The following is a 22,168-nucleotide window of genomic DNA, read 5'->3' on the forward strand; positions in this document are numbered from 1 at the left end:
GTCCTTCGGCTGTCGGCGCTCGCACCTAGCATCGTCGCCGTGCCGAGACCGACCACGCCCGCCGTGGTGCTCGGCGACGGCCTGGCCGGGATGGCCGCCGCCGCCCGGCTGGCCAAGAACGGCCACGCGGTCACGCTGATCGGCAACGGCCGCCTGGGTGACCGCTGGGCACCGGCCGACGGGCCGGCGCCCGACCTCTCGCCGACGGTGCTGTCGTTCCCGGCCCCGTGGCGCGACCTGTTCCGCAAGTCCGGGCGACCGCTCGAGGAGGAGCTCCGCCGGTCCGGGCTCGAGCTGGTGCCGGCACCGCCGACCCGGCACCTGCTCGCCGACGGCTCCGTGCTCGACCTGCCGGTCGGCCGGGCCGATCAGCTCGACGCGGTCCGCCGGTTCGCCGGCGACCGCGCCGCCACCGCCTGGCGGGACCTGGTCGACGGCCTCGGCGACGTCTGGCAGGCGCTGCGGTTCCGTGGGGTGGAGACCCCGCTGGCCGACGCCCGCACCCTCGACCCGCCGACGCTCGCCGCCCTGTGGGCCGACCGGGCGGTGGCCGACCTGGCCGCTGCGCTGCCGGACCGGCGACTGGGGGCGCTGGTCGCCGCGACGGCCACCGAGGCCGGTTCCGACCCCGCCCGCACCCCGGCGCTGGTCGCCGCCGGGCTCTTCGTCGAACGCACCTTCGGCCGATGGTGCCTGCGCCGACCCGAGCAGCCCGGCCGGCCGGTGCCGCTGTCGGTGCTGGTCGGTCTGCTCACCGACCGGCTCGCCCTGCGCCGGGTGGTGGTGCGGACCGGTGCGCTCGAGGCGGTGCAGACCGACCGCGACGGCATCGCGGGCGTGCTGCTCACCGACGGCACCCGGCTGCCGACCCGGCTGCTGGTGGCCAGCGGCGGTCTGGACGCGGTGACCTCGCTCTGGGCCCGGCTGCCGCTCCGGCTGACCGAGCGGAGCGCCCGGGCCGAACGCCGTCGGCTCGGCCGGTGCCGACCGGCCCCCGTCCCGGCGTCCCGTCCCGGCCCCTGGCCCGACGAGCGCGCCGAGGACCGCACCGGCGGGCTCCGGTCCGCGTCACCGCTCGAGTGCCGCGCGTACGGGCCGGACGGGGGCGCGCTGCTCCGGGTCCTGCACCGCCGCCCGGACGCCGAGGCGGTGGTGACCGACCACACGACCGCGGCCGGGGACGGGATCGGTCCGGTCGGGGTGGCCTGGGACGGACTGGACGGCTGGCTGGACCGGCCGCCGACGGTCAGCGCCGTGCCCGGGTTGCGGCTGGCGGGACCGGTCTCCCGATCCGGTTCCGGACCGGACCGCGAGCTGCTCAGCGCCGCGCTCGCGGCCACCGCCGACGCCGCCCGGTGACGTAGAGTGTTGTGTTCGGTTTTTCTGCGAAAGGGAATCGGTCGTTGACCTCTCACCGAGACGAGCCGGTCGGGCAGCCCGCCCGCGACGCCCAGCCTTCGGGTGATCGTTCCGGACACGACGGCACGCTGAGAACCCACCAGGGTGACCAGCCGGACCGCCCCACCGGCCCCGCCCCCGCGGTGGACACACCCCCCACGGACAGCCCCGCCGCTCCCGACGGCGTCTCCCCCGACGTCTTCGAGCGCGAGCTCGCGGCGGAACAGGCACACGTCGACCTGGTTTACGCGCGGTTGGCCGAGGCGACCCGGTCGGCCCGCCAGGTCGCCAACCAGGGCCGCGCGCTCTACCAGTCCGACCGGCAGACGGTGGTCCGCGAGGAGGACGGCACCGGCCTGTTCGAGCGCGACGTCTTCGCCTTCCAGGCCGCCCGGCGGCTGGCCACCCTCGACGCCGAGCACGAGGGCCTGGTCTTCGGCCGGCTCGACCGCACCGACGACGAGATCCGCTACGTCGGCCGGATCGGCGTCCGCGACGCCGACTACGAGCCGTTGGTGATCGACTGGCGCGCGCCCGCCGCCGAGCCGTTCTACCGCGCCACCCCGGCCAACCCGATGGAGGTCGTCCGGCGCCGGGTGCTGCGCTGCCGCGGCGTCCGGGTGGTGGGGATCGAGGACGACCTGATCGACTCCGAGGCCGCCGACGACGACCTGGTGGTGATCGGCGACGGCGCGCTGCTGGCCGCGCTGTCCCGGGCCCGCGGCCACACCATGCGCGACATCGTGGCCACCATCCAGGCCGAGCAGGACGAGGCCATCCGGGCGCCGTACCAGGGCGTCACCCTGATCACCGGCGGTCCCGGGACGGGCAAGACCGTGGTGGCCCTGCACCGGGCCGCCTACCTGCTCTACTCCAACCGCCGCCGGTTCGAGAGCGGCGGTGTGCTCGTGGTCGGCCCGAGCCGGCTGTTCATGAACTACATCGAGCGGGTGCTGCCCAGCCTCGGAGAGGAAGCGGTCACGCTGCGGTCGGTGGGTTCGGTGGCCTCCGACGTGGTCGACCTGACCGGCGAGCGGCACGACAGCGCCGAGGTCGAGCGGATCAAGGGCGGGCTGGCCATGGTCGACGTGCTGGCCCGGCTGGTCGCACGGCCGCCGACCGGCTCGCCCACCGAGCTCCGGCTGCTGGTCAAGGGCGAGCCGATCACCCTGCGGGCCGAGCAGCTGAGCCGGATCCGGCGCGAGGTGCTGGCCCACAACCGGGTCAACACCGGCCGGGCCGCCGCCGAGACCGCGCTGCTCACCGCGCTCTGGCGGGCCAAGCCGGCCGACGTCGACCTCGACCGCGAGGCCTTCGACGACCTGGTCACCGACCTGGCCGCGTACAAGATGTTCTGTCACGCCTGGTGGCCGCACCTCAGCCCGACCGACGCGCTGGCTCGGCTCGCCGACCCAGCCACCGCGGCCGAGCTCACCGCCGGTCTGCTCGACCCGGCTGACGCCGCTCTGCTCGCGCAGAGCCTCCGCGAGGCCGACCTGGCCCGCGGCGGCGAGCCGAGCGTGGCCGACGGCGCGCTGCTCGACGAGCTGGCCGACCGGCTCGGCCCGCTGCCGGAGGTCGAGGAGGAAGCGCCGCTGTTCCTCGAGGACGGTCGGCAGGTCGAGGAGGTCGTCACCACCCTGGACCGGATGGCCCCGATCCGCGAGGCCGACCCGTTCGCCGACCCGTACACCACCTACGCCCACGTGCTGGTCGACGAGGCCCAGGACATCTCACCGATGCAGTGGCGGATGCTCCGCCGGCGCGGCCAGCGGGCCTCCTGGACGATCGTCGGCGACCTGGCGCAGAGCTCCTGGCCGGATCCCGAGGAGGCCCGCCGGGCGATCGAGCAGACCATCGGCTCGGCCCCGCGGCGCGAGTTCCGGATGAGCACCAACTACCGCAGCCCGGCCGAGGTCTTCACCCTGGCCTCGCAGGTGGTGACCGCGGTGTACCCCACGGCCGATCTGCCGACGGCGGTCCGCTCGACCGGCATCGACCCGCTGCTGCGGGTGGCCCCGGCGCCGGACCGGCTGGCCGAGGAGGTGCTGGCCGCGACCCGCGAGGTGCTCGGTCAGGTCGAGGGCACGGTCGGGGTGATCGCCGCTCCGGACCGGGCCCGCGGGCTCTCCGAGCTGCTCGCCGACGAGCTCGACGGGGAGGACGCGACCCGGGCCACCGTGGTGCTGCCGCTGCAGGCCAAGGGCCTCGAGTACGACGCGGTGGTGGTGGTCGACCCGGACGAGATCGTCGCCACCTCACCCGGCGGCGTCCGGGTGCTCTACGTGGCGCTGACCCGGCCGACGCAGCGGCTGGTCACGGTCGACGCGAACCCGGGTGCAGCCTGGCGTAGATCTCTCGGGTCGCCCGCGACCGGTTGAGCGTGTAGAGGTGCAGGCCGGGGGCTCCCCCGGCCAGCAGCTCCTCCGACAGCTCGGCGGCGATCTCGACGCCGACCCGGCTGACCGCGCCCGGCTCGTCGCCGGCGCCCTGCAGCCGGGCCACCACCGCGGGCGGCAGATCGGCGCCGGACAGCTCGGCGAACCGCCGGATCTGCCGGAGCTGGGTGACCGGCTGGATCCCCGGGATGATCGGGATGTCGCAGCCGAGCGAGCGGACCCGGTCGACCAGCTCGAAGTAGCGCTGCGCGGTGAAGAACAGCTGGGTGATCGCGAACCCGGCGCCGGCTCGCGCCTTCTCCACCAGGATCCGGGCGTCGAGGTCGGCGTCGCGGGCCTGCGGGTGGACGTCGGGGAAGGCGGCCACCCCGACGCAGAAGTCGCCGAGCGAGGTGACCAGCTCGACCAGCTCGGTGGCGTTGGCCAGCCCCTCCGGGTGCCGGACCCAGGGCTCGGTCGGACCGCCCGGCATGTCGCCGCGGATGGCCAGCACGTGCCGGACGCCGACGTCGGCGTAGGCGCCGACCGCGCGGCGCAGCTCGTCGCGCGACTGCCCGGCGCAGGTCAGGTGGCCCATGGTGCGCAAGGTGGTGTTCTCGGCGACCTGCTGGGTGGCCCGGATCGTCCGGCCGCGGGTGGAGCCGTTGGCACCGTAGGTGATCGAGACGAAGTCAGGGGCCAGCGCCTCGAGCCGGCGGACGGTCAGCCACAGCTGCCGCTCCTGCTCCTCGTCGCGCGGCGGGAACAGCTCGAAGCTGAACAGCGGCCGGCCGGCGGTCGCCAGCAGGTCGGTGATCGTCGGGTCCGGCTTGCCCCGGGTGGCCCCGGCCGGCAGCGACGCCGGCATCGACGCCGACGCCGACGGCTGGCCGGGGCGGAGGTCGGTGGCGGCGGACATGCCGACGAGCCTAGGCGGCGCGGACGCGGCGCCCGGCCGGTGGGCCAGGATGTGGGAGTGCCACCCGAACACCCCGCCCCGAGCGCCGGCCACGGCCGGTTGGACCCCGCGGACCCGGTCGGAGGCGACCTCCGGGCCGAGGTGGCCGCGGTGCTCACCGACTTCCTCGACGGACAGCGGACGGCCACTGCCGCGCTCGGCCCCGAGCTCGACCCGCTGCACCGGCTGGCCACCGACCTGACCGCCGGCGGCAAGCGGCTGCGTCCGGCGCTCTGCGTGTGGGGCTGGGTGGCGGCGGCGGGACCTGACCCCGCGCCGGCGGACCGGTCGGCGCTGTTCCGGGCGGCGGCGTCCCTCGAGCTGCTGCACGTCAGCGCGCTGGTCCACGACGACGTGATGGACGGCTCCGACCTGCGCCGCGGCCGGCCGTCCGCGCACCGCCAGCTCGAGGCCTGGCACCGCGAACAGGCCCGGACCGGCGACCCGGTGGCCTTCGGCCGGGCCGGGGCGATCCTGCTCGGGGACCTGTTGCTGATGTGGTCGACCGAGATGCTGACCCGCTCCGGCGTCGCCGCCGACCGGCTCGAGGCCGCCGGGCGGATCGCCGAGACGATGCGCACCGAGGTGACCGGCGGCCAGTTCCTCGACGTGCTCGCCCAGACCGCGCCGCTGCTGGCCCCGGGCGGGAGCGACGCGGACGCGACCGACCCGGCGCTGGCCGCCGCCGAGCGGGTCACCGAGTTCAAGTCGGCCCGGTACACGGTGGTCCGGCCCGCCCAGCTCGGGGCGACGCTGGCCGGGGCCGGTCCGGCGCTGCTGGCCCGGCTGGAGGCGTACGGCCTGCCGTTGGGACGCGCTTTCCAGTACCGCGACGACCTGCTCGGCGTGTTCGGCGACCCCGAGCTGACCGGCAAGCCGGCCGGGGACGACCTCCGCGAGGGCAAGCGGACGGTGCTGGTCGCGCACGCGCGGATGCGCGCGGACGCCGCCGGCCGCGCCGAGCTCGACCGCCGGCTCGGCGACCCCGACCTCGACGCCGACGGGGTCGCCCGGCTGCAGGGCCTGATCGCCGACTCCGGCGCCGTCGAGGAGGTCGAGGCGATGATCCGGGCCGGCCACGACGCGGCGGTCGCCGCGCTCGACGCCGAGCCCGGGGGTGACCTGCACCCGGCCGGACGGCAGGCGCTCCGCCGGCTGGCCGAGCTCGCGGTCGACCGCACCGCCTGACCGGCGCCCACGCGGGTCCGGAGCGGTATCGTGATCCGTCATCGGGCCGTTCGCACCGGCCCGCGACCACCCCGGCGCCGACGGCGTCACGACCACGTACCTGACCGGCCCGGCGCCCCCCACGCCAGCCGGTCCCGGGCTCCGCGACCAGACGACAGCGCCCCGACCGGGTCCTCCGGCCGGGCCCGACAGCCAGGAACGGGCGGGTGATGGGGGAGACGCCGGCACCACCAGACGCCGCGAGCGTCCCGGACCGCGCGCGCCGGCTCCCGGATGAGCCCGACCTGGCCGACTTCGCCGCCGAGGCCGACCGGCTGGTCGACGACGGCTCGGCCGCGGACGTCGCCGCCGCCCGCACCCGGGTCGCCGGCCGGTACGGGTTCGCCGACTGGCAGACCCTCGAGGACCGGATCTGGCTGGTCGACCGGCTGACCCGGTGGCCGACGCCGGCCGAGCTCACCGACGACCCGGCCGCCGGCATCACCGACCCGGAGCGGCTGGCCAACCGGCTCTGCCGGCTCGGCTGCCTGACCTGGACCGCCGACGACGACGCCGGCCCCGTCCACGCCCGGCGGCTGCTGGCCCGCTCGCCCTGGCTGGCCGGGGTGAACGCGTACACGATGGCCCTGACCGGACAGGCCGAGGCGCTGGCCGCACTGCTCGGGCACGACCCGGAGGCGGCCCGCAGGCCCGGCGGGCCGCACGACTGGCCGCCGCTGCTCTACCTCTGCTACGGCCGGCTCACGCCCGAGCCGACCGGCGGGCAGGTCCCCGGTGAGGCCGCGGCCCTGCCGCTGGGGTCGGCGACCGCGACCCTCCAGGTGCTGCTCGAGGCCGGTGCCGACGCCGACAGCGGCTTCCTCTGGCACGGCCGGTTGTCGCCGTTCACCGCGCTGACCGGGGTTTTCGGTGGCGGGGCCGACCAGCCGCCGCACCCCGAGGCGGCCGCGCTCGCCGACCTGCTGCTCCGGTACGGCGCCGACCCCAACGACCACCAGACCCTCGTGCACCGGATGGCCGACCCCGACGACACCCACCTGCGGGTGCTGCTCCGCTACGGGCTCGGCCAGGAGCACGCCGGACGCTGGCGCGAGCAGCTCGGCGACCACTACCCCGAGCCGGCGCGGATGCTGATCGACCAGCTCCGCTACGCCGCCTCGCACGGGCTGACCGAGCGGGTCGCGCTGCTGCTCGACCACGACGTCCCCGCCGAGGACCCGGCCGGCGCGCGGCCCGCCGACCCGTCCGGCGCCCACCCGGCGGAGCGGCTGACCGCCTTCCGGCTCGCGGTCCTGGGCGGTCACCGTGAGACCGCGCGCCTGCTGGCCCGGGCCGGCGCCGACACCGGGGGCGCCGACCGGGTCGACGAGCTCACCGGGCGGCTCGGCGCCGGGGACGGCTGGCACTCGACGCTGCTGGTCGAGTCCGACCCCGCGCTGGTCCCGCAGGCCCGCGCCCGGTTCCCGCAGGCGGTCTCGCTCGCCGCCCAGTTCGACCGGCTCGGCGGGGTGCTGCTGCTGCTCGCGCACGGCTGGGACCCCGACGTCGCCCAGCCCGGCGGACGGGTCGGGCTTCACTTCGCCGCCCGGGCGGGCCGGCGGGCCATGGTGCAGGCCCTGCTCGACCACCACGCCCGCCCGGACCTCCGCGACGGCCTCGGCGCCACCCCCGCCGACTGGGCCCGGGGTGCCGGACACACCGGGCTGGCCGACCAGCTCGACGCCCTCGTCGGCGACGCCGCCCCGCCGACCCGCTGAACCCCGCGCGGGCCGCTCCTGAGAGAGGAGCCGGGCCGCCGATCGGCGGGCGCGCGCCCGGCGCGTTATCCGTCCGTGACCGGGCCCGCGCTCCTACACTCGGGACCTACGCACCGCCGGACCGCGCCGTCGGTGACCACACGGATCTTCTTCCCCGACCGTGTCTGGAGCACCTGTGACCCTGACCACCGCGACCGCCAGGGCGGACGGATGAGCATGACCAGCGTCGGCGACCCGTTGGTCGGTCACGTCCTCGACGGCCGCTACCGGATCGAGGACCGGCTCGCCCGCGGCGGGATGGCCACCGTCTACCGGGCCACCGACCTGCGGCTCACCCGCACCGTCGCGGTCAAGGTGATGCACGCCGGGCTCGGCGACGACGCGGAGTTCAGCCGCAAGTTCGACCGCGAGGCCCGCGCCGCGGCCCGGCTCTCGCACCCGCACGTGGTCAGCGTCTTCGACCAGGGCACCGACGATCTCGGCCGGGGCGAGCGGCGGCCGTACATCGTGATGGAGTACGTCGAGGGCCAGACGCTGCGCAACGTGATCAGCCGGCAGGCCCCGCTGACCGCGGTCCGCGCTCTCGAGCTGATGGAGCCGGTGCTCTCGGCGCTGGCCGCCGCGCACGACGCCGGGCTGGTGCACCGCGACGTCAAGCCGGAGAACGTGCTGATCTCCGACCGCGGCCAGATCAAGGTCGCCGACTTCGGGCTGGCCAAGGCGATCAGCGCCCAGACCTCGACCGCCACCCAGGGACTGCTGATCGGGACGGTCTCCTACCTGCCGCCCGAGCTGGTCACCTCCGGCAAGGCCGACGCCCGCAGTGACGTCTACAGCGCCGGGGTGGTGCTGTTCGAGCTGCTCACCGGACGCAAGCCGCACACCGGCGACACCCCGATCCAGGTCGCCTACGCCCACGTCCACACCGACGTCCCGCCGGTCAGCTCGTTCCCCACCGCCGGCCCGGTGCCCGACTACCTCGACGCGCTGATCAGCCGGGTCACCGCCCGCAACGCCGACGCGCGGCCCCCGGACGCCCGGGTGATGCTGACCCAGTTGCGCCGGGTCAAGAGCGCGCTGACCCAGGGGGTGACCGACGACCCCGAGCTGACCCAGGACCTGACCGTCCCGCTCAGCCGGCTCGGGCGCGAGCCGCGCGAGTCCGACAGCTGGCCCGGCGGCTGGCCCACCGAGGACGCCGACGGGCGCGACGACGGGGGCTGGTCGCGCGCCGACGCCGAGCCGACCGACCTGGTCGGTCGGGTCCCGGCCCCGCCGGTCCCGGCCCGCCCGGAGCGTTCCTGGCCGTCGGCCTCCCCCACCGAGAACTCGGTCCCGCACGACGTCCGCTCGCTGAGCACGCCGCCGCACCCGCTCCGCGACCGCGACGAGCGATCGGATCCCCGCTCCTGGCGGGCGGTGGCGCCGGCCGACGGTCGAACCGCGGAGCGCGGCCTGGTCGACGAGCGGGCCGAGGCCCGGCGACAGCGCGCCCGTCGGCGACGGCTCCGCGGGGCGATCGTGCTGCTGCTGGTGCTGCTGCTCACCGCGCTGGCCGCCTACACCGGCTGGTACCTGGCCGCCGGCCGGTTCACCACCGCGCCGGCGGTGACCACGATGACCCGCACCGAGGCGCAGACCGCGCTGGCCCGCGCCGGGCTCAGCGGACACTTCGAGGACGCCTGGTCCGAGGACGTCAGCACCGGGACCGTCATCTCCACCGTCCCCGGAGCGGGCGCCAAGGTGGTCAAGGGCGGCGAGATCGAGGTCACCGTCAGCAAGGGGCCCGAGCGGCACGCGGTCCCGGCGGTCGCCGGGATGAGCCAGGCCGCGGCCACCGCGGCGCTCCGGGCCGCCTCGCTCGGCGTCGGCACCACCAGCACCGTCTGGGACGACCGGGTCCCCAGCGGTCAGGTGATCAGGGCGACGCCGGCGGTCGGCGCACGGCTGCGCCGCGACACCCCGGTGAACCTGACCGTCTCCAAGGGCAAGCAGCCGATCACGGTCACCGACTGGACCGGCAAGGACGCGGGCGAGGCCGCCCGGGCCCTCGACAAGGCCGGCTTCGACGTCACCGTCACCAGCAAGAACTCCGACACCGTCCCGGCCGGCCGGGTGATCAGCCAGAGCCCGGACAGCGGCACGGGCGTCAAGGGCGACGACATCGCACTGGTGAAGTCGCTCGGCCCGGTGATGGTCAGCGTGCCGAACGTCCGCGCGATGGGCATCAAGGCGGCCCAGGCGGCGATGCAGGAGGCCGGCTTCAAGACCACCACCCAGCGGGCGGCGACCAACTACCTCGGGCTCGGCTACGTGGCCTACACCAGCCGCGCGGCCGGGTCGAAGGCCCCGAAGGGCTCGACGATCACCCTCTTCATCGTCTGACCGGGGCGTCCGCCAGAACGTCCGCCGGGACGTCCGCCGGGACGTCCGCCGGGACGTCCGCCCACCCGTCGTGAGTGGTCACGGTTTCGGACCCGGGCGACCGCTGGTGTTGGATCGCTGGGTGAGCAGTCCCGTCCCCTCCCCCACGGCGCCGGGCGGGCAGCGGCTGGCGCTGGCCGCGCTGCTGGTGATGACCGCGGCCTGGGGCTCGACGTTCTTCATGATCAAGGACGTCGTCACCCGGATCCCGGTGGTCGACATGCTCGCGGTCCGGTTCGCCCTGGCCGCGGTCGCCCTGCTCGCGCTGGCCGCGCCGTCCTTCACCCGGCTGGCCCGGTCGCCGGCCGACCTGCGCCGGGTGCTCCGCAACGGCGCCGTGCTCGGCGTGCTCTACGGTGCGGCGCAGCTGCTGCAGACGTTCGGGCTGGCCCGCACCGACGCCAGCGTCTCCGGCTTCATCACCGGGCTGTACGTCGTGCTCACCCCGGTGCTGGGCGCGTTGCTGTTCCGGGTCCGGCTCAACGCGCTGACCTGGCTCGCCGTCGTGCTGGCCGGGGTCGGTCTCGGGGTGCTGTCGCTGCGCGGCTTCGCGATCGGTCCCGGCGAGCTGCTGACGCTCGGCTCGGCGGTGCTCTACGCGCTGCACATCCTGACCCTCGACCGGCTCGGCCGGCACGGCGAGGAGACCGCGCTGGCTGCCGTGCAGATGGTGGTGATCGCGCTGATCTGCGGGGTGGCCGCCGTCCCCGGCGGGTTGCGGCTCCCGGCCAGCGGGACCGACTGGCTGATCGTGCTCTACCTGGCGGTGGTGGCCGGTGCGCTGGCCATGTTCCTGCAGACCTGGGCCCAGGCCCGGGTCGGGGCGACCCGGGCCGCGGTGGTGATGGCGATGGAACCCGTCTGGGCCGCCGCCTTCGCGATCACCCTGGGCAGCGACCGGTTGTCGGTGCGGATCGTGATCGGCGGGCTGGCCATCCTCGCGGCGATGTACCTGGTGGAGATCGGTCCGGCGCTGCGGACCCGGCGCCGCACCCGCGCGCTGGCGACCGCGACCGCGGCCCGCGAGGCGCTCGACGCCGCGCCGCCGGACCGCGAGCCCTGACCGACGGTCAGAACCGCTGCGGACCCTGGCCGCGCAGATCGGTGAGCTCGGTGCCGGTCATGTCGTTGACCCGGCCGGTCACCAGCCCGCGCCCGCGGTCGTTGAGCAGCTCGTCGTGGATCGGGAACCCGCGCGGCGCCCCGACCGCCCGGGCGAAGTCGATGGTCTCCTTGAGGGCCGCCCACGGACCGTAGGCCGGCAGCGCGAGCACGTCGACGCCCTCCGGCGCGGTGTCGTAGGCGTCGCCCGGGTGGAACAGGGTCGGCTCGCCCTCGGCGGCGAGCAGGTAGCCGACGTTGCCGATCCGCGGCAGGTCGGCGTGGATCACCGCGTGCCGGCCGCCGACCGCGGTCACCCGCAGCCCGCCGACGCTCACGGTGTCCCCGGGAGCCAACGCCTCGGCGGGGCCGGCGTCGGTGTGCAGCGCGGGCAGCTCGCCCTTCTCGATCAGGTCGAGGATCGACGGCTCGACCACCACGTGCGCGCCCGGGTTGGCGGCCAGCAGCGCCGGCACGGTCTGCGGGTCGAGGTGGTCGGGGTGCAGATGGGTGACCAGGACGGCGTCGAGATCGGTCTCGCGGGCCCAGGCCCCGTCGGACAGGTTGCCCGGGTCGATCAGGATCCGGGCGCCGTCGGTCTCGACCAGCACGGCCGCGTGGCCGAGGTGTGTGATCTGCATGGTTCCCACGCTAGCCGGGGCGGTTCCCGGGCTCTCCGGCAGTCAGCCGGCGATCAGGCCGCCGACGACCTCGCCGGCGCGGACGCAGTCGTCGTGGGCGACGTCGAGGTGGGTCACCGCGCGGACCAGCCGCGGGCCGAGCGCGGAGACCGCGACGCCCTGGGCCAGCGCCGCCTGGGCCACCTGCGCGGCGGGGACCGCGCCGGTGTCGAGCACCACGATGTTGGTCTGGACCGCGGCCGGGTCGACGGCGTGCGGCGCCCGCTCGGCCACCGCGGTCGCGAACGCGGCCGCGGCGGCGTGGTCGTCGGCCAGCCGCTCGACGTGGTGGTCGAGCGCGTGCAGTGCACCGGCGGCCAGGATCCCGCCCTGCCGCCAGCCCCCGCCGAGCCGCTTGCGCTGCACGCGGGCGCGGGCGATGTTCGCCGCACTGCTGACCAGCACCGAGCCGACCGGGGCGCCGAGGCCCTTGGAGAAGCAGACGCTGATGGTGTCGAACAACCGGCCGTAGTCGGCCAACGGCGTGCCGGTGGCCACGTGGGCGTTCCAGAGCCGGGCGCCGTCGAGGTGCCGGCCGACACCGGCGTCGAGACAGAGCTGCGAGACGGCCTCGAGCCGGTCGTAGGGCTGGATCGTGCCGCCGCCGAAGTTGTGGGTGTTCTCCAGCGCGACGGCCGCGGTGGAGACCAGGTGCGGGCCGGCGTCCGGGCTGAGCATGGCGGCCACCTGTTCGGGCTCGACCACGCCGTGCGGGCTGAGGAAGGTGCGCATGGTCACGCCGTGGACGGCGGCGTGCGCGCCCATCTCGGCGCGGGCGATGTGGGCCTGGACGTCGCAGAGCACCTCCTGGCCCGGCTCGACCAGCAGCCGGACCCCGAGCAGGTTGGCCAGCGACCCGGTGGCGCAGAACAGCGCCGCCTCGTGGCCGAACAGGCCGGCGACCCGCGCCTCGAGGGCGTGGATGGTCGGGTCGTCGTCGTAGACGTCGTCCCCCACCTCGGCGGTGGCCATCGCCTGCCGCATGGCGGCGGTCGGGCGGGTGATGGTGTCGCTGCGGAGGTCGATCACCCGACGAGGTTAGGCGGTGCCCGGCGGGCGCTCGTCAGAAGGTGATCGGCTGGAAGTCCTGCACCGGGTTGGCGCTGCGGTTGATCCGGCCGTCGGTCAGCCGCTCGGCCACCAGGAAGGCCAGCTCGAGGCTCTGGTTGCGGTTGAGCCGCGGGTCGCAGAGGGTCTCGTAGCGGTTGACCAGGTCGGCCTCGACCAGCTCGTCGGCCCCGCCGACGCACTCGGTGACGTCGTCGCCGGTCAGCTCGACGTGGACGCCGCCGGGCCAGGTGCCGAGCTCGTCGTGGACGTCGAAGAAGCCGTTGAGCTCGTCGATCACGTCGGAGAACGCCCGGGTCTTGTAGCCGTTGGCCGCCTCGAAGGTGTTGCCGTGCATCGGGTCGCAGATCCAGGCCACCTGGCGGCCGCTGGCGGTCACCTTCTCCACCACCTCGGGCAGCAGGTCGCGGATCCGGCCCGCGCCCATCCGGGTGATGAAGGTGATCCGGCCCGGCTCGTGGTCGGGGTCGAGCCGGTCGGCGAGCTCGAGCGCGGTGTCGGCGGTGGTGGTCGGGCCGAGCTTGACCCCGATCGGGTTGCGCAGGTGCCGGAACAGCTCGACGTGGGCGCCGTCGAGCTGGCGGGTCCGCTCGCCGATCCAGATGAAGTGGCCCGAGGTGTCGTACGGACGCTGGGTACGGGAGTCGATCCGGGTCAGCGCGTGCTCGTACTCGAGGATCAGCGCCTCGTGGCTGGAGTAGAAGTCGACCGTGCGCATCTTCTCCGGGTCGACGCCGGCGGCCACCATGAAGGCCAGTGCCCGCTCGATCTCGGCGGCCAGCTGCTCGTACCGCTGGCCCGCACCGGACGCCCTGACGCCATACTGATTGACGAACGTGGAGTTCCAGGTGTGCATGGTGCGGATGTCCGCGAACCCGCCGGTGACGAACCCGCGCGCCAGGTTGAGGGTGGCGGCCGAGGCGTTGTAGACGCCGAGCAGCCGGTCCGGGTCCGGGGTCCGGGACTCAGGGGTGAAGGCGAAGCCGTTGACCGCGTCGCCGCGGTAGGCGGGCAGGCTCACCCCGTCGCGGGTCTCGACGTCGGAGCTGCGCGGCTTGGCGTACTGACCGGCCAGCCGGCCGATCTTGACCACCGGCACCTGGGCGGCGTAGGTCAGCACCACCGCCATCGACAGCAGGGTGCGCAGCTTGCCCTGGATGTTGGTCGCGGTGACACCGTCGAAGGTCTCGGCGCAGTCGCCGCCCTGCAGGATGAAGGCCTCGCCCGCGGCGACCTTGGCCAGCTGGCCGCGCAGCTCGTCGCACTCCCCCGCGAAGACCAGCGGCGGGAGCCGACGCAGGCTGTCGACGACCTGGTCGACCTTCGCCGGGTCGGCGTACCCGGGCTGCTGCTTGGGGTCGAGGGCGTGCAGCTCGGCCAGCGTGGGCAGGCCGGCCGCCTTCAGCAGCTCCGGGGTGGTTCCCGTGGCGGGAACCCGACTCGCGATCGACACGGCGTAGAGCCTAATCCGGCCCACCGCGGCGGCCCGGGGATTACCAGAGCCTGGGAACGGACCGGAGCGGCTCGCGCAGCGGATGGCCCGGGTCAGGCCTGCGGCGAGGTCTCGTCCTCGGCGTCCTGCTTGGCCTGCCGCGCGGCGAGCTCCTTGGCCACCGGGGCGTACATGTCGACGTAGGTCTGACCGGAGAGCTCCATGATCGCGTACATGATCTCGTCGGTCACCGAGCGCAGGATGTAGCGGTCCTCGCTCATCCCCTCGTAGCGGGAGAAGTCGAGCGGCCGGCCGAACTTGACCGTCGGGCTGACGATCTTGGAGACGATCTTGCCCGGCGGGGCGATGGTGTCGGTGCCGATCACCGCCGAGGGGATCACCGGCACCCGGGCGGTCAGCGCCAGCCGGGCCACCCCGGTGCGGCCCTTGTAGAGCCGGCCGTCGTGGCTGCGGGTGCCCTCGGGGTAGATGCCGAACAGCTCGCCCCGCTGGAGCACCTTGAGCCCGGCCCGGAGCGCGCCCTCGCTGGCGCGGCCGCCGGTCCGGTCGATCGGCACCTGCCCGGTGCCGGCGAAGAACCGCTTCTGCGCCCAGCCGCGCACGCCGTCGCCGGTGAAGTAGTCCGACTTGGCCACGAAGGTCACCCGGCGGTCGAGGGCGAGCGGCATGAACAGCCAGTCGGAGAACGACAGGTGGTTGCTGGCGATGATCGCCGGGCCGCGGCGCGGGACGTGGTGCTCACCCTCGACGATCGGCCGGAACAGCCGGCGCAGCGGCGGTCCGAGGACGACGTTCTTGAGCACCCAGTAGATCCCGCGGCCACCGCTGCGGCCCTCCTGCTCGACCGGTTCGAGCGGTTGCAGGCCCTTGCGGCGACGGTCGCGGTCGTCCGGCTCACCGGGGTCGATGGTGACGAGCTCGTCGCTCACGCGGTCACCTGCGGAGCGGCGGGCACGGCCTCGGTCGGGGCGGCGGGCAGCACCGGGCGCGGGCGCCCCCAGCCCGGCCGGGGCGGCGTCGGATAGTCCACCACCCGGCCGGCGGCGAGGTCGGCCTTGGCCACCGAGCCGTAGACGTCGACGTAGACCTGCCCGGACAGCTCCATGATCGCGTTCATCATCTCGTCGGTGACCCACCGCAGCGCGTCGCGGTTGTTGCCGGCGGTGGCGAACTCGGTGAAGTCCATCGGCTTGCCGACCACGATCCCCGGTCGGCGCAGGGTGGGCACGCCGAACCGGTTCCGGACGAACTCGGTGTGGGCCACCGCGACCGGGAGCACCGGGACGCCGGCGGCGAGCACGAGCCGCGCGGCCCCGGTCTTGCCCTTGTAGAGCCGCCCGTCGGGTGACCGGGTGCCCTCGGGGAAGATGCAGAGCAGCCCGCCGTCGGCGAGGGCGGCGCTGACGTCGGCCATCCCGGTCGCGCTGGCCCGGCCGCCGGAGCGGTCGATCGGGTGGATCTTGATCGCCCGGAGGAACCAGCCGAGCAGCCGGCCGCGCGGACCGCGGCCCTGGAACAGCTCCTGCTTGGCCGCGAAGGTGAACCGCCGCTTGAGCAGCGCCGGGATCAGCACGGTGTCGCCGGCCGACAGGTGGTTGGAGACCAGGATGGCCGGGCCGTCGTCGGGGACGTTCTCCCCGCCCTCGACCCACGGCCGGTAGGCGAGCTTGATGAACGGCTCGACCAGGAACAGCTTGAGGAACCAGTAGAGCAACGCGTCCCCCTCCGCTCCGGACCGACCGGGTGGTCGTCCACCGACCCTAGTGTCTCGCGGCCCGTCCGGCGCCCCCGGGAACCCGCAGGGTCACGGCTGGACCACCGAATCGGGCTGTGCCCTTCTCGGTGTACCAGAGCGCGATTAGGCTCGACGCGTGACGTCCGGGACCGTTGGCGCCACGGTGCCCTCCCCACCGTGGCCGGTGAGCCTGTTGGCGCCTCGCGACGCCCCCCTGGCCACCGCTCCGCGGGCCGCCGCGGTCGATCCCGAGGCCGTCCCGTACGCCGCCGGTGACGGGCCCGTCGGGGTGCTGCTGTGTCACGGTTTCACCGGCTCGCCGCGGTCGATGCGGCCGTGGGCGGAGGCGCTGGTCGCGCAGGGCTACACCGCCGTGGTGCCCCGGCTGCCCGGGCACGGGACGTCCTGGCGCGAGATGAACCTGACCACCTGGCAGGACTGGTACGGCTGTGTCGCCGCCGCCTGCGAGGAGCTGCTGGCCCGCTGCGAGACGGTGGTGGTGGCCGGGTTGTCGATGGGTGGCGCGCTGGCCCTGCGGCTGGGGATCGAGTTCGGCGACCGGGTCTCCGGTCTGGTGCTGGTCAACCCGGCGGTGACGTCGGCCGACCGACGGCTGGCCGCGCTGCCGGTGCTGCGCTTCCTGACGGCCTCGATCGCCGGCATCGCCGACGACATCGCCAAGCCCGGCGTCGAGGAGGGCGGCTACGACCGCACCCCGCTCCACGCGCTGGCCTCGATGACCGAGCTGTGGCGCGACGTCGGCGGACGGCTCGGCGAGGTGCGGCAACCGGTGCTGCTGTTCACCTCCGACGTCGACCACGTGGTCGACCCGTCCTCGGCGGACCTGATCGTGCACCGGATCACCCGGGCCGCGGTCACCCACCGGCGGCTGACCCGCAGTCACCACGTCGCCACCCTCGACTTCGACGCCGAGCTGATCTTCGCCGAGAGCGCGAGCTTCGTCGGCCGGCTGGCCGCCGAGCGGCAGGCCACCGCGGGGAGCGTGACCCCGTGACCGGGTCCGAGCGGCGCGACGAGGGCGCGCGCGGGGACGGCGACTTCAGCGAGGAGGCCGTCGACCGCGCCTTCGCCGAACTGGTGGCCGGCTACCACCTGACCGCCGAACCGCTCCGGCCCGAGCTCGGGGACGACCCGGCCGAGGACCCGGCACGGCCCGGGCGGACCGCCGAGCCCGAGACGTTCTCGGGCGAGCAACGCGCCCCCGGCACCCGACGTCCCGCCCCGCAGCTCGACAGCCGCTGGGCCGACGAGCACCCGCTCTTCTCGTTCCCGGCCGAGCCCCCACCGGAGCCCGAGCCCGAGGAGAGCTACGACCCGGGTCCCCCGCCGCCGTGGCCGCGCCCGTCGGCCGCGGTGCTGGTCGGCTGGATCGCCGTGGTCTTCGCGCTGCTGGTGATGATCGGCGCCGCGCTCGGCGCCCCGGTCCCGCGCTGGATGGGCTGGACCGCCGTCGGCGCCTTCGTCGGCGGCTTCGCCCTGCTGCTCAGTCGGCTCCCCCGCACCCGTCCGCCCGGCTCCGGCGACGGCGCCGTCCTCTGACCTACCGCTCCACCTCCGTGCCCTGAGCCTGTCGAAGGGCTGGAGCGCCCGCGCTTCGACAAGCTCAGCGCACGTTCCACCGCACCCGACCGCGTGCCCTGAGCCGCCCACCCACGTGCCCTGAGCCTGTCGAAGGGCCCGAGCAATGGCGCTTCGACCAGCTCAGCGCGCGTTCCGCCGCCTGTCGGAGGGCTTGAGCGCCCGCGCTTCGACAGGCTCAGCGCGCGTTCCGCCGCCTGTCGAAGGGCAGGGTCAGGCGGTCTCGTCGGTCCGGCGGGTGAGCCCGTGCAGGTGCGGACCGCGGCGGCGCGACTCGGGCGGCAGGGCCCGGCGGCGGAACCGCCGGCGCCGCGGCCAGAGTCCGCCGACCACCCGGCCGGGCGGCTCGTCCAGCGAGTGCCGGGCCAGGTCGGCGGCCCCGATCAGGCCGGCGTCGTTGCGGAACCGCGCCTCGACGATCCGTGCGCTCGGGCGGAACCCGCGGCCGGTCAGGGTGCGGTCGAACGCCTGCCGGGCCGGACCGAGCAGCAGCTCGCCGGCCTCGCTCACCCCGCCGCCGACGACCACCAGCTCGGGGTCGAGCGCGGCGACCAGGTTGGCGATGCCCAGACCCAGCCAGTGGCCGACGTCGCCGAGCAGCTCGGCGGCCAGCGACTCGCCCCCCACCGCGGCCTGGGTGATCGCCGGACCGGTGATCGCCTCGGCGCCGCCGACCGCGTCGAGCAGGCTCTGCGCCACCGGCGACCGCGACCCGGCGAGCTCGCGGGCCTCGCGGACCAGCGCGTTGCCCGAGGCGTACTGCTCCCAGCACCCGCGGTTGCCGCACTCGCAGCGGTGCCCACCGGGCACCACGATCATGTGGCCCCACTCACCGGCCATCCCGTAGCTGCCGCGGAACAACCGGCCGTCGAGCACGAGCGCCCCGCCGATCCCGGTGCCCAGGGTGATGCACACCATCACCGACGCGTCCGCGCCGGCGCCGAAGCGGTACTCCGCCCAGGCGGCGGCGTTGGCGTCGTTGTCGACGATCAGCGGCAGCCGGATCCGGGTCTGCAGCCGCTCCTTGAGCGGCTCCTCGCGCCAGGCCAGGTGGGGGGAGAACCGCACCACCGCCTGGTCGGTGTCCACCCAGCCGGCCGCGCCGATCCCCACCGAGGCGACCGGGTGCCGCGAGGCCAGCTCCTCGACCAGCTCGACGATGGTGTTCTCCACCGCCACCGGGCTGTGCGACGGTGTGGCCACCTGCAGCCGCTCGGCGATCGCCCCGCTCCCGTCGACGACGCCGGCGGCCACCTTGGTGCCGCCGATGTCGATCCCGATGCTCAACGGGATCGCGTCCGGGTGCGTCTCGGCGCGCACGGGATCAGCCCTCGACGCGCTTCTTCAGGCCCTTGAGGGCGCCGTCGATGATCGTCTTCTCGGCCTTGCGCTTGATCATCCCGAGCATCGGCAGGCTGAGGTCGACGGCGAGGGTGTAGGTGACCCGGGTGCCCCGGCCCGCCGGGGTCAGCGCGTAGGAGCCGTCCATCGCCTTGAGCAGTTGGCCCTCGACGAGGTGCCAGCGCACCTCGCGGTCGCCGTCCCAGTCGTAGGCCAGGGTGTAGGTGTCCTTGACCACCGGGTGCTCGAGCACCATCCGCACCTGCTCCGCCCGGCCGCCGCGCTCGCTGAGCACGGTCGCGCTCTTCAGCGAGTCGACCCACTCGGGGTAGCGCTCGAGGTCGGCGATCACGGCCATCACCTCCGCCGGGGCGGCGTCGATGTCGATGCTCGAGCTGGTCTGGTCGGCCACGTCGTCCCTCTCCCGCCGGCGTCGGTGGACCCGGCTGGCGTTCACCCTACGAGGCCGGTCCGACAGCGCCGGGACGACCCGGCGCGTCGCCGGCGTCCGGACCCGTGCCGTCCGCGCCCGCCGGCAGGTCGAGCACCCCGCGCAGCACGGTCCGCACCGTCTCGGCCCCGAACCGGTCGACGGCGTACCGCCGACCGGCCGCCCCCATCGCCCGGGCCCGCTCCGGGTCGGCGAGCAGCTCGCCGATCCACGCCGCGATCCCCGCCGGGTCGGCGGCATCCACCAGCTCGCCGGTCACCCCGGGCCGCACCGTCTCCGGGGCGCCGCCGGAGTGCCCGACGAGCACCGGCAGCCCGCTGGCCGACGCCTCGGCGAAGACCAGCCCCAGCCCCTCCGCGGTGAGCCCGGCGCGGACCGTGCGCACCGGGAGGCAGAACAGGGTCGCCGACCGCATCAGCCCGGCCAGCGACTCCCGGTCGAGCAGCCCGGCGAAGCGGACCGGTCCGGCACCGCCCGTTCGGGCCGCCTGCCGGGTCAACCGCTCGCGGGCCGGGCCGTCGCCGACCAGCACCAGCTCGGCCGGGCGGCCGGCGGGCAGCAGCGCCCACGCCTCGAGCAGCGCGTCGAAGCCCTTCTGCCGGACCATCCGCCCCGCCGCCACCACCCGGGCCGGGCCGTCCCCGGGCCGGACGTCCGCCGGCCGGAACACCGTCGTGTCGACCGGCGGCGGGATCCGGACCAACCGGGCCCGGTCGGCGTCCGGGAGCGCGGCGGCGATCCGCGCGGCGCTCCAGTCGGAGATCGTGCCGAGGGCGTCCAGCCCGGCGACCATCCGCCGGAGCAGGGTGCGGGCCACGGGCACCCGCGCCCACCAGGTCTCGTGACCGTGGCTGAGCGCGACCACCCGGTCGGCGCCGGCGGCGCGGAGCCGGGGGCCCAGGAGGCTGAGCGGCGCGGCCGCCCCGAACAGGACCCGCCGGCAGCCGTACCGCTGCAGCAGCGCGACGGCCCGGTCACCGACCGCGCCGGTCGGCAGCAGCGGGCCCGGGAGCCGCACCACCGGGAACGGCAGCGTCCGGTCGTGCTCGGCGTCGGCTCCGGTCACCCGGTCGGTCCGGCCGGGCCGGTTCATGCTGGTGAGCACGACGACGTCGTCGTCGAGCAGCGTGCAGACGTCGCGGACGAACGACTCGATCCCCCCGACCCGTGGGGGGAAGTCGTTGGTCACCACCAGGGTCGTCACCGCCGACGGGGTCGTCTCTGCCGCCGGGGTCATCGCGCGTTCGTCGCCAACCAGGCGCGCCAGCCGTCGACGAAGCCGTCGTGGTCGAGGCCGTAGGTCCGGCGGAGGGTCGCGTCGAGCACGGTCGCCGGGTCGGCCCCGGGTCGGCTGGCTGCGTCGAGCCGGGCGTAGAACGCGTCGAGCCGCGCGGCCCCGGCTCCTCCCGAGCCGCCACGCTCGGCCAGGAAGGCGCACAGGCTCCAGGCCTGGGCATAGCTGAGGTCGAGATCGGCCGCCTGAGCGCCGAACCGGTCGTCACCGGGTGGGCCGTCGGGGGGTCCGGCACTGCGCTGCGCCTCGGCCAGCAACCCGAGGGCGGGTCCGCGCCCTTCCGGGACCGCGGTGTAGGCCTGGAAGTCGGCGAACCCCTCGACCAGCCAGAGCGGCAGCGTCGAGGCGGGTGACCGGGTGGCGACGTGGGTGGTCTCGTGGACGAGCAGCAGCCGCACCCCGGCGGCGCTCTGGCCGCGGGTGACCACCGGGTCGACGACCACCCGCACCGGGGCGTCCGCGGCGTCGGAGCCGTCGGCGAACGCGATCGCGGCGAGCTGCCCCTCGGTGCCGGCGGCCGCGCCGACCACCCGCTCGACGCCGTCCTGGTCGGCCGGGACCTCGAGCACCAGCCGCCGGTCCCAGCCGGCGTCGGCCGCCGGGGTGCCGGGCACGGTCCCGCGGAGCTGGCGGGTCACGGTGGCAGCGGCGTCGGCGGCCCGGGTGAGCCACGCGTCGGCATCGACCCCGGGCGCGGCGAGCACGGTGGCGTCGGCGTCCCGCGCGACCGTGACCGGCGCGAACCACCACAGCGGCGTCGGGTCGGCGGCTCCCGACGGCGCTGCTCCGGGCGCCGCCCACCGGTCGTCGCGGTCGAAGGTCATCCAGACCCGGTTGTCGGCGGTGCGGTCATCACCCGGGAGTCGCCAGCGCAGCCGGACCTCGACCGCGGTCCGGGTCCCGTCGGCGCGCGCCCGGCCGGTGGCGCTGAGCGTCAAGGTGGTGAGCCGGAGGCGGCCGAGGTTGGTCCAGAGCAGCTGCTGCGCGTCGGCTTCGGCGGCGGTGCGGCCACGGGCCAGCCGGGCGGCCCAGGCTCCGGCGTCGCGACGGCGACCCGCGTCGGCCAGCCCGCTGAGCGAGACCTGGATCGCGGCCAGCCGGTCGCCGGACAGTCGGAACGGTTGGGCGTCGACGCGCGGGGCGGTCGGGGCCCCGGTGACGGTCGGGGTGGCCGTCGCGGTGGGTGCCGGGCGCGCGGACGGCCCTCCGTCCGGTGGGCCGGAGGCGTCGCAGCCGGCGAGCGGGACCAGCAGCGCGACGGAGAGCAGCGCGGCGACCAGCGGGCGACGACCCGGCCCAAGGATCGGCCCTGCGGCAGCGAACAGCCCCGGGCGCGGTCGCGT

General features: G+C 75.5%; 18 protein-coding genes. 8 read left to right on the plus strand and 10 right to left on the minus strand.

Annotation, left to right across the window (positions count from 1 at the left end):
- Positions 1–39: 39 nt before the first annotated feature.
- Together FHX74_RS09645 and FHX74_RS09650 are read left to right on the plus strand one after the other, a co-directional pair.
- A complete protein-coding gene (locus tag FHX74_RS09645; protein WP_182559929.1) occupies positions 40–1,359 on the plus strand; it encodes a hypothetical protein in 1,320 nt (439 codons plus the stop codon).
- Between the two features lie 182 nt (positions 1,360–1,541).
- Entirely contained in the window at positions 1,542–3,779 is a 2,238-nt protein-coding gene (locus tag FHX74_RS09650) for a HelD family protein (RefSeq protein WP_182559930.1), read from the plus strand.
- On the opposite strand, the gene metF is transcribed toward FHX74_RS09650, so the two are convergent.
- Positions 3,715–4,644 (minus strand): methylenetetrahydrofolate reductase [NAD(P)H], encoded by a 930-nt coding sequence (gene metF / locus FHX74_RS09655; RefSeq protein WP_182560405.1) that lies wholly within the window; start codon positions 4,642–4,644, stop codon positions 3,715–3,717. The genes FHX74_RS09650 and metF overlap by 65 nt on opposite strands.
- 108 nt (positions 4,645–4,752) lie before the next feature.
- On the opposite strand from metF, the gene FHX74_RS09660 reads away from it, so the two are divergent.
- From FHX74_RS09660 to FHX74_RS09675, 4 genes are all read left to right on the plus strand, one after another.
- Complete coding sequence (locus tag FHX74_RS09660; protein ID WP_407941475.1) at positions 4,753–5,922, plus strand: polyprenyl synthetase family protein; 1,170 nt, start codon at positions 4,753–4,755, stop codon at positions 5,920–5,922.
- Positions 5,923–6,131: 209 nt separating this feature from the next.
- Positions 6,132–7,679, plus strand: a complete 1,548-nt coding sequence (locus FHX74_RS09665; protein WP_182559931.1) for an ankyrin repeat domain-containing protein — start codon at positions 6,132–6,134, stop codon at positions 7,677–7,679.
- A 210-nt stretch (positions 7,680–7,889) separates the two neighbouring features.
- The gene (locus FHX74_RS09670) at positions 7,890–10,064 is read left to right on the plus strand and encodes a Stk1 family PASTA domain-containing Ser/Thr kinase (RefSeq protein ID WP_182559932.1); all 2,175 of its coding nucleotides are present in this window, start codon (positions 7,890–7,892) and stop codon (positions 10,062–10,064) included.
- Positions 10,065–10,185: 121 nt separating this feature from the next.
- Positions 10,186–11,166: a DMT family transporter gene (locus FHX74_RS09675; protein WP_328823737.1), complete on the plus strand. Its 981-nt coding sequence runs from the start codon at positions 10,186–10,188 to the stop codon at positions 11,164–11,166.
- A 7-nt stretch (positions 11,167–11,173) separates the two neighbouring features.
- Here FHX74_RS09675 and FHX74_RS09680 read toward each other — a convergent pair whose 3' ends face one another.
- The 5 genes from FHX74_RS09680 to FHX74_RS09700 form a co-directional block, all read right to left on the minus strand.
- Positions 11,174–11,845 carry an MBL fold metallo-hydrolase gene (locus tag FHX74_RS09680; RefSeq protein ID WP_182559933.1) on the minus strand — a complete coding sequence of 224 codons (672 nt, stop codon included), beginning with the start codon at positions 11,843–11,845 and terminating at the stop codon, positions 11,174–11,176.
- Positions 11,846–11,887: 42 nt separating this feature from the next.
- Positions 11,888–12,913, minus strand: coding sequence for a threonine aldolase family protein (locus tag FHX74_RS09685; RefSeq protein WP_182559934.1), 1,026 nt, complete (start codon positions 12,911–12,913; stop codon positions 11,888–11,890).
- 34 nt (positions 12,914–12,947) lie between these two features.
- Positions 12,948–14,399, minus strand: a complete 1,452-nt coding sequence (locus tag FHX74_RS09690) for a class II 3-deoxy-7-phosphoheptulonate synthase (RefSeq protein ID WP_407941478.1) — start codon at positions 14,397–14,399, stop codon at positions 12,948–12,950.
- 98 nt (positions 14,400–14,497) lie between these two features.
- A complete protein-coding gene (locus FHX74_RS09695) occupies positions 14,498–15,268 on the minus strand; it encodes a lysophospholipid acyltransferase family protein (RefSeq protein WP_220483809.1) in 771 nt (256 codons plus the stop codon).
- Between the two features lie 62 nt (positions 15,269–15,330).
- Entirely contained in the window at positions 15,331–16,119 is a 789-nt protein-coding gene (locus FHX74_RS09700) for a lysophospholipid acyltransferase family protein (protein ID WP_182559935.1), read from the minus strand.
- A 157-nt stretch (positions 16,120–16,276) separates the two neighbouring features.
- Here FHX74_RS09700 and FHX74_RS09705 point away from each other — a divergent pair, with 157 nt between their 5' ends.
- Both FHX74_RS09705 and FHX74_RS09710 read left to right on the plus strand, forming a co-directional pair.
- Positions 16,277–17,155, plus strand: a complete 879-nt coding sequence (locus FHX74_RS09705; protein ID WP_328823738.1) for an alpha/beta hydrolase — start codon at positions 16,277–16,279, stop codon at positions 17,153–17,155.
- A complete protein-coding gene (locus FHX74_RS09710; protein WP_182559936.1) occupies positions 17,152–17,700 on the plus strand; it encodes a hypothetical protein in 549 nt (182 codons plus the stop codon). The genes FHX74_RS09705 and FHX74_RS09710 overlap by 4 nt, the downstream gene beginning before the upstream one ends.
- Positions 17,701–17,952: 252 nt before the next feature.
- On the opposite strand, the gene FHX74_RS09715 is transcribed toward FHX74_RS09710, so the two are convergent.
- From FHX74_RS09715 to FHX74_RS09730, 4 genes are read right to left on the minus strand one after another with little or no spacing between them, the layout of a single operon-like run.
- Positions 17,953–19,026, minus strand: coding sequence for an ROK family glucokinase (locus tag FHX74_RS09715; protein ID WP_220483810.1), 1,074 nt, complete (start codon positions 19,024–19,026; stop codon positions 17,953–17,955).
- Between the two features lie 37 nt (positions 19,027–19,063).
- Positions 19,064–19,492 carry an SRPBCC family protein gene (locus tag FHX74_RS20240; protein WP_182559937.1) on the minus strand — a complete coding sequence of 143 codons (429 nt, stop codon included), beginning with the start codon at positions 19,490–19,492 and terminating at the stop codon, positions 19,064–19,066.
- 46 nt (positions 19,493–19,538) lie between these two features.
- Positions 19,539–20,768 carry a glycosyltransferase family 4 protein gene (locus FHX74_RS20245; protein ID WP_182559938.1) on the minus strand — a complete coding sequence of 410 codons (1,230 nt, stop codon included), beginning with the start codon at positions 20,766–20,768 and terminating at the stop codon, positions 19,539–19,541.
- Complete coding sequence (locus FHX74_RS09730; RefSeq protein WP_182559939.1) at positions 20,765–21,763, minus strand: hypothetical protein; 999 nt, start codon at positions 21,761–21,763, stop codon at positions 20,765–20,767. The genes FHX74_RS20245 and FHX74_RS09730 overlap by 4 nt, the downstream gene beginning before the upstream one ends.
- Between the last annotated feature and the right edge of the window lie 405 nt (positions 21,764–22,168).

It is taken from the genome of Microlunatus kandeliicorticis (genome assembly GCF_014137855.1).
GTDB lineage: Bacteria > Actinomycetota > Actinomycetes > Propionibacteriales > Propionibacteriaceae > Microlunatus > Microlunatus kandeliicorticis.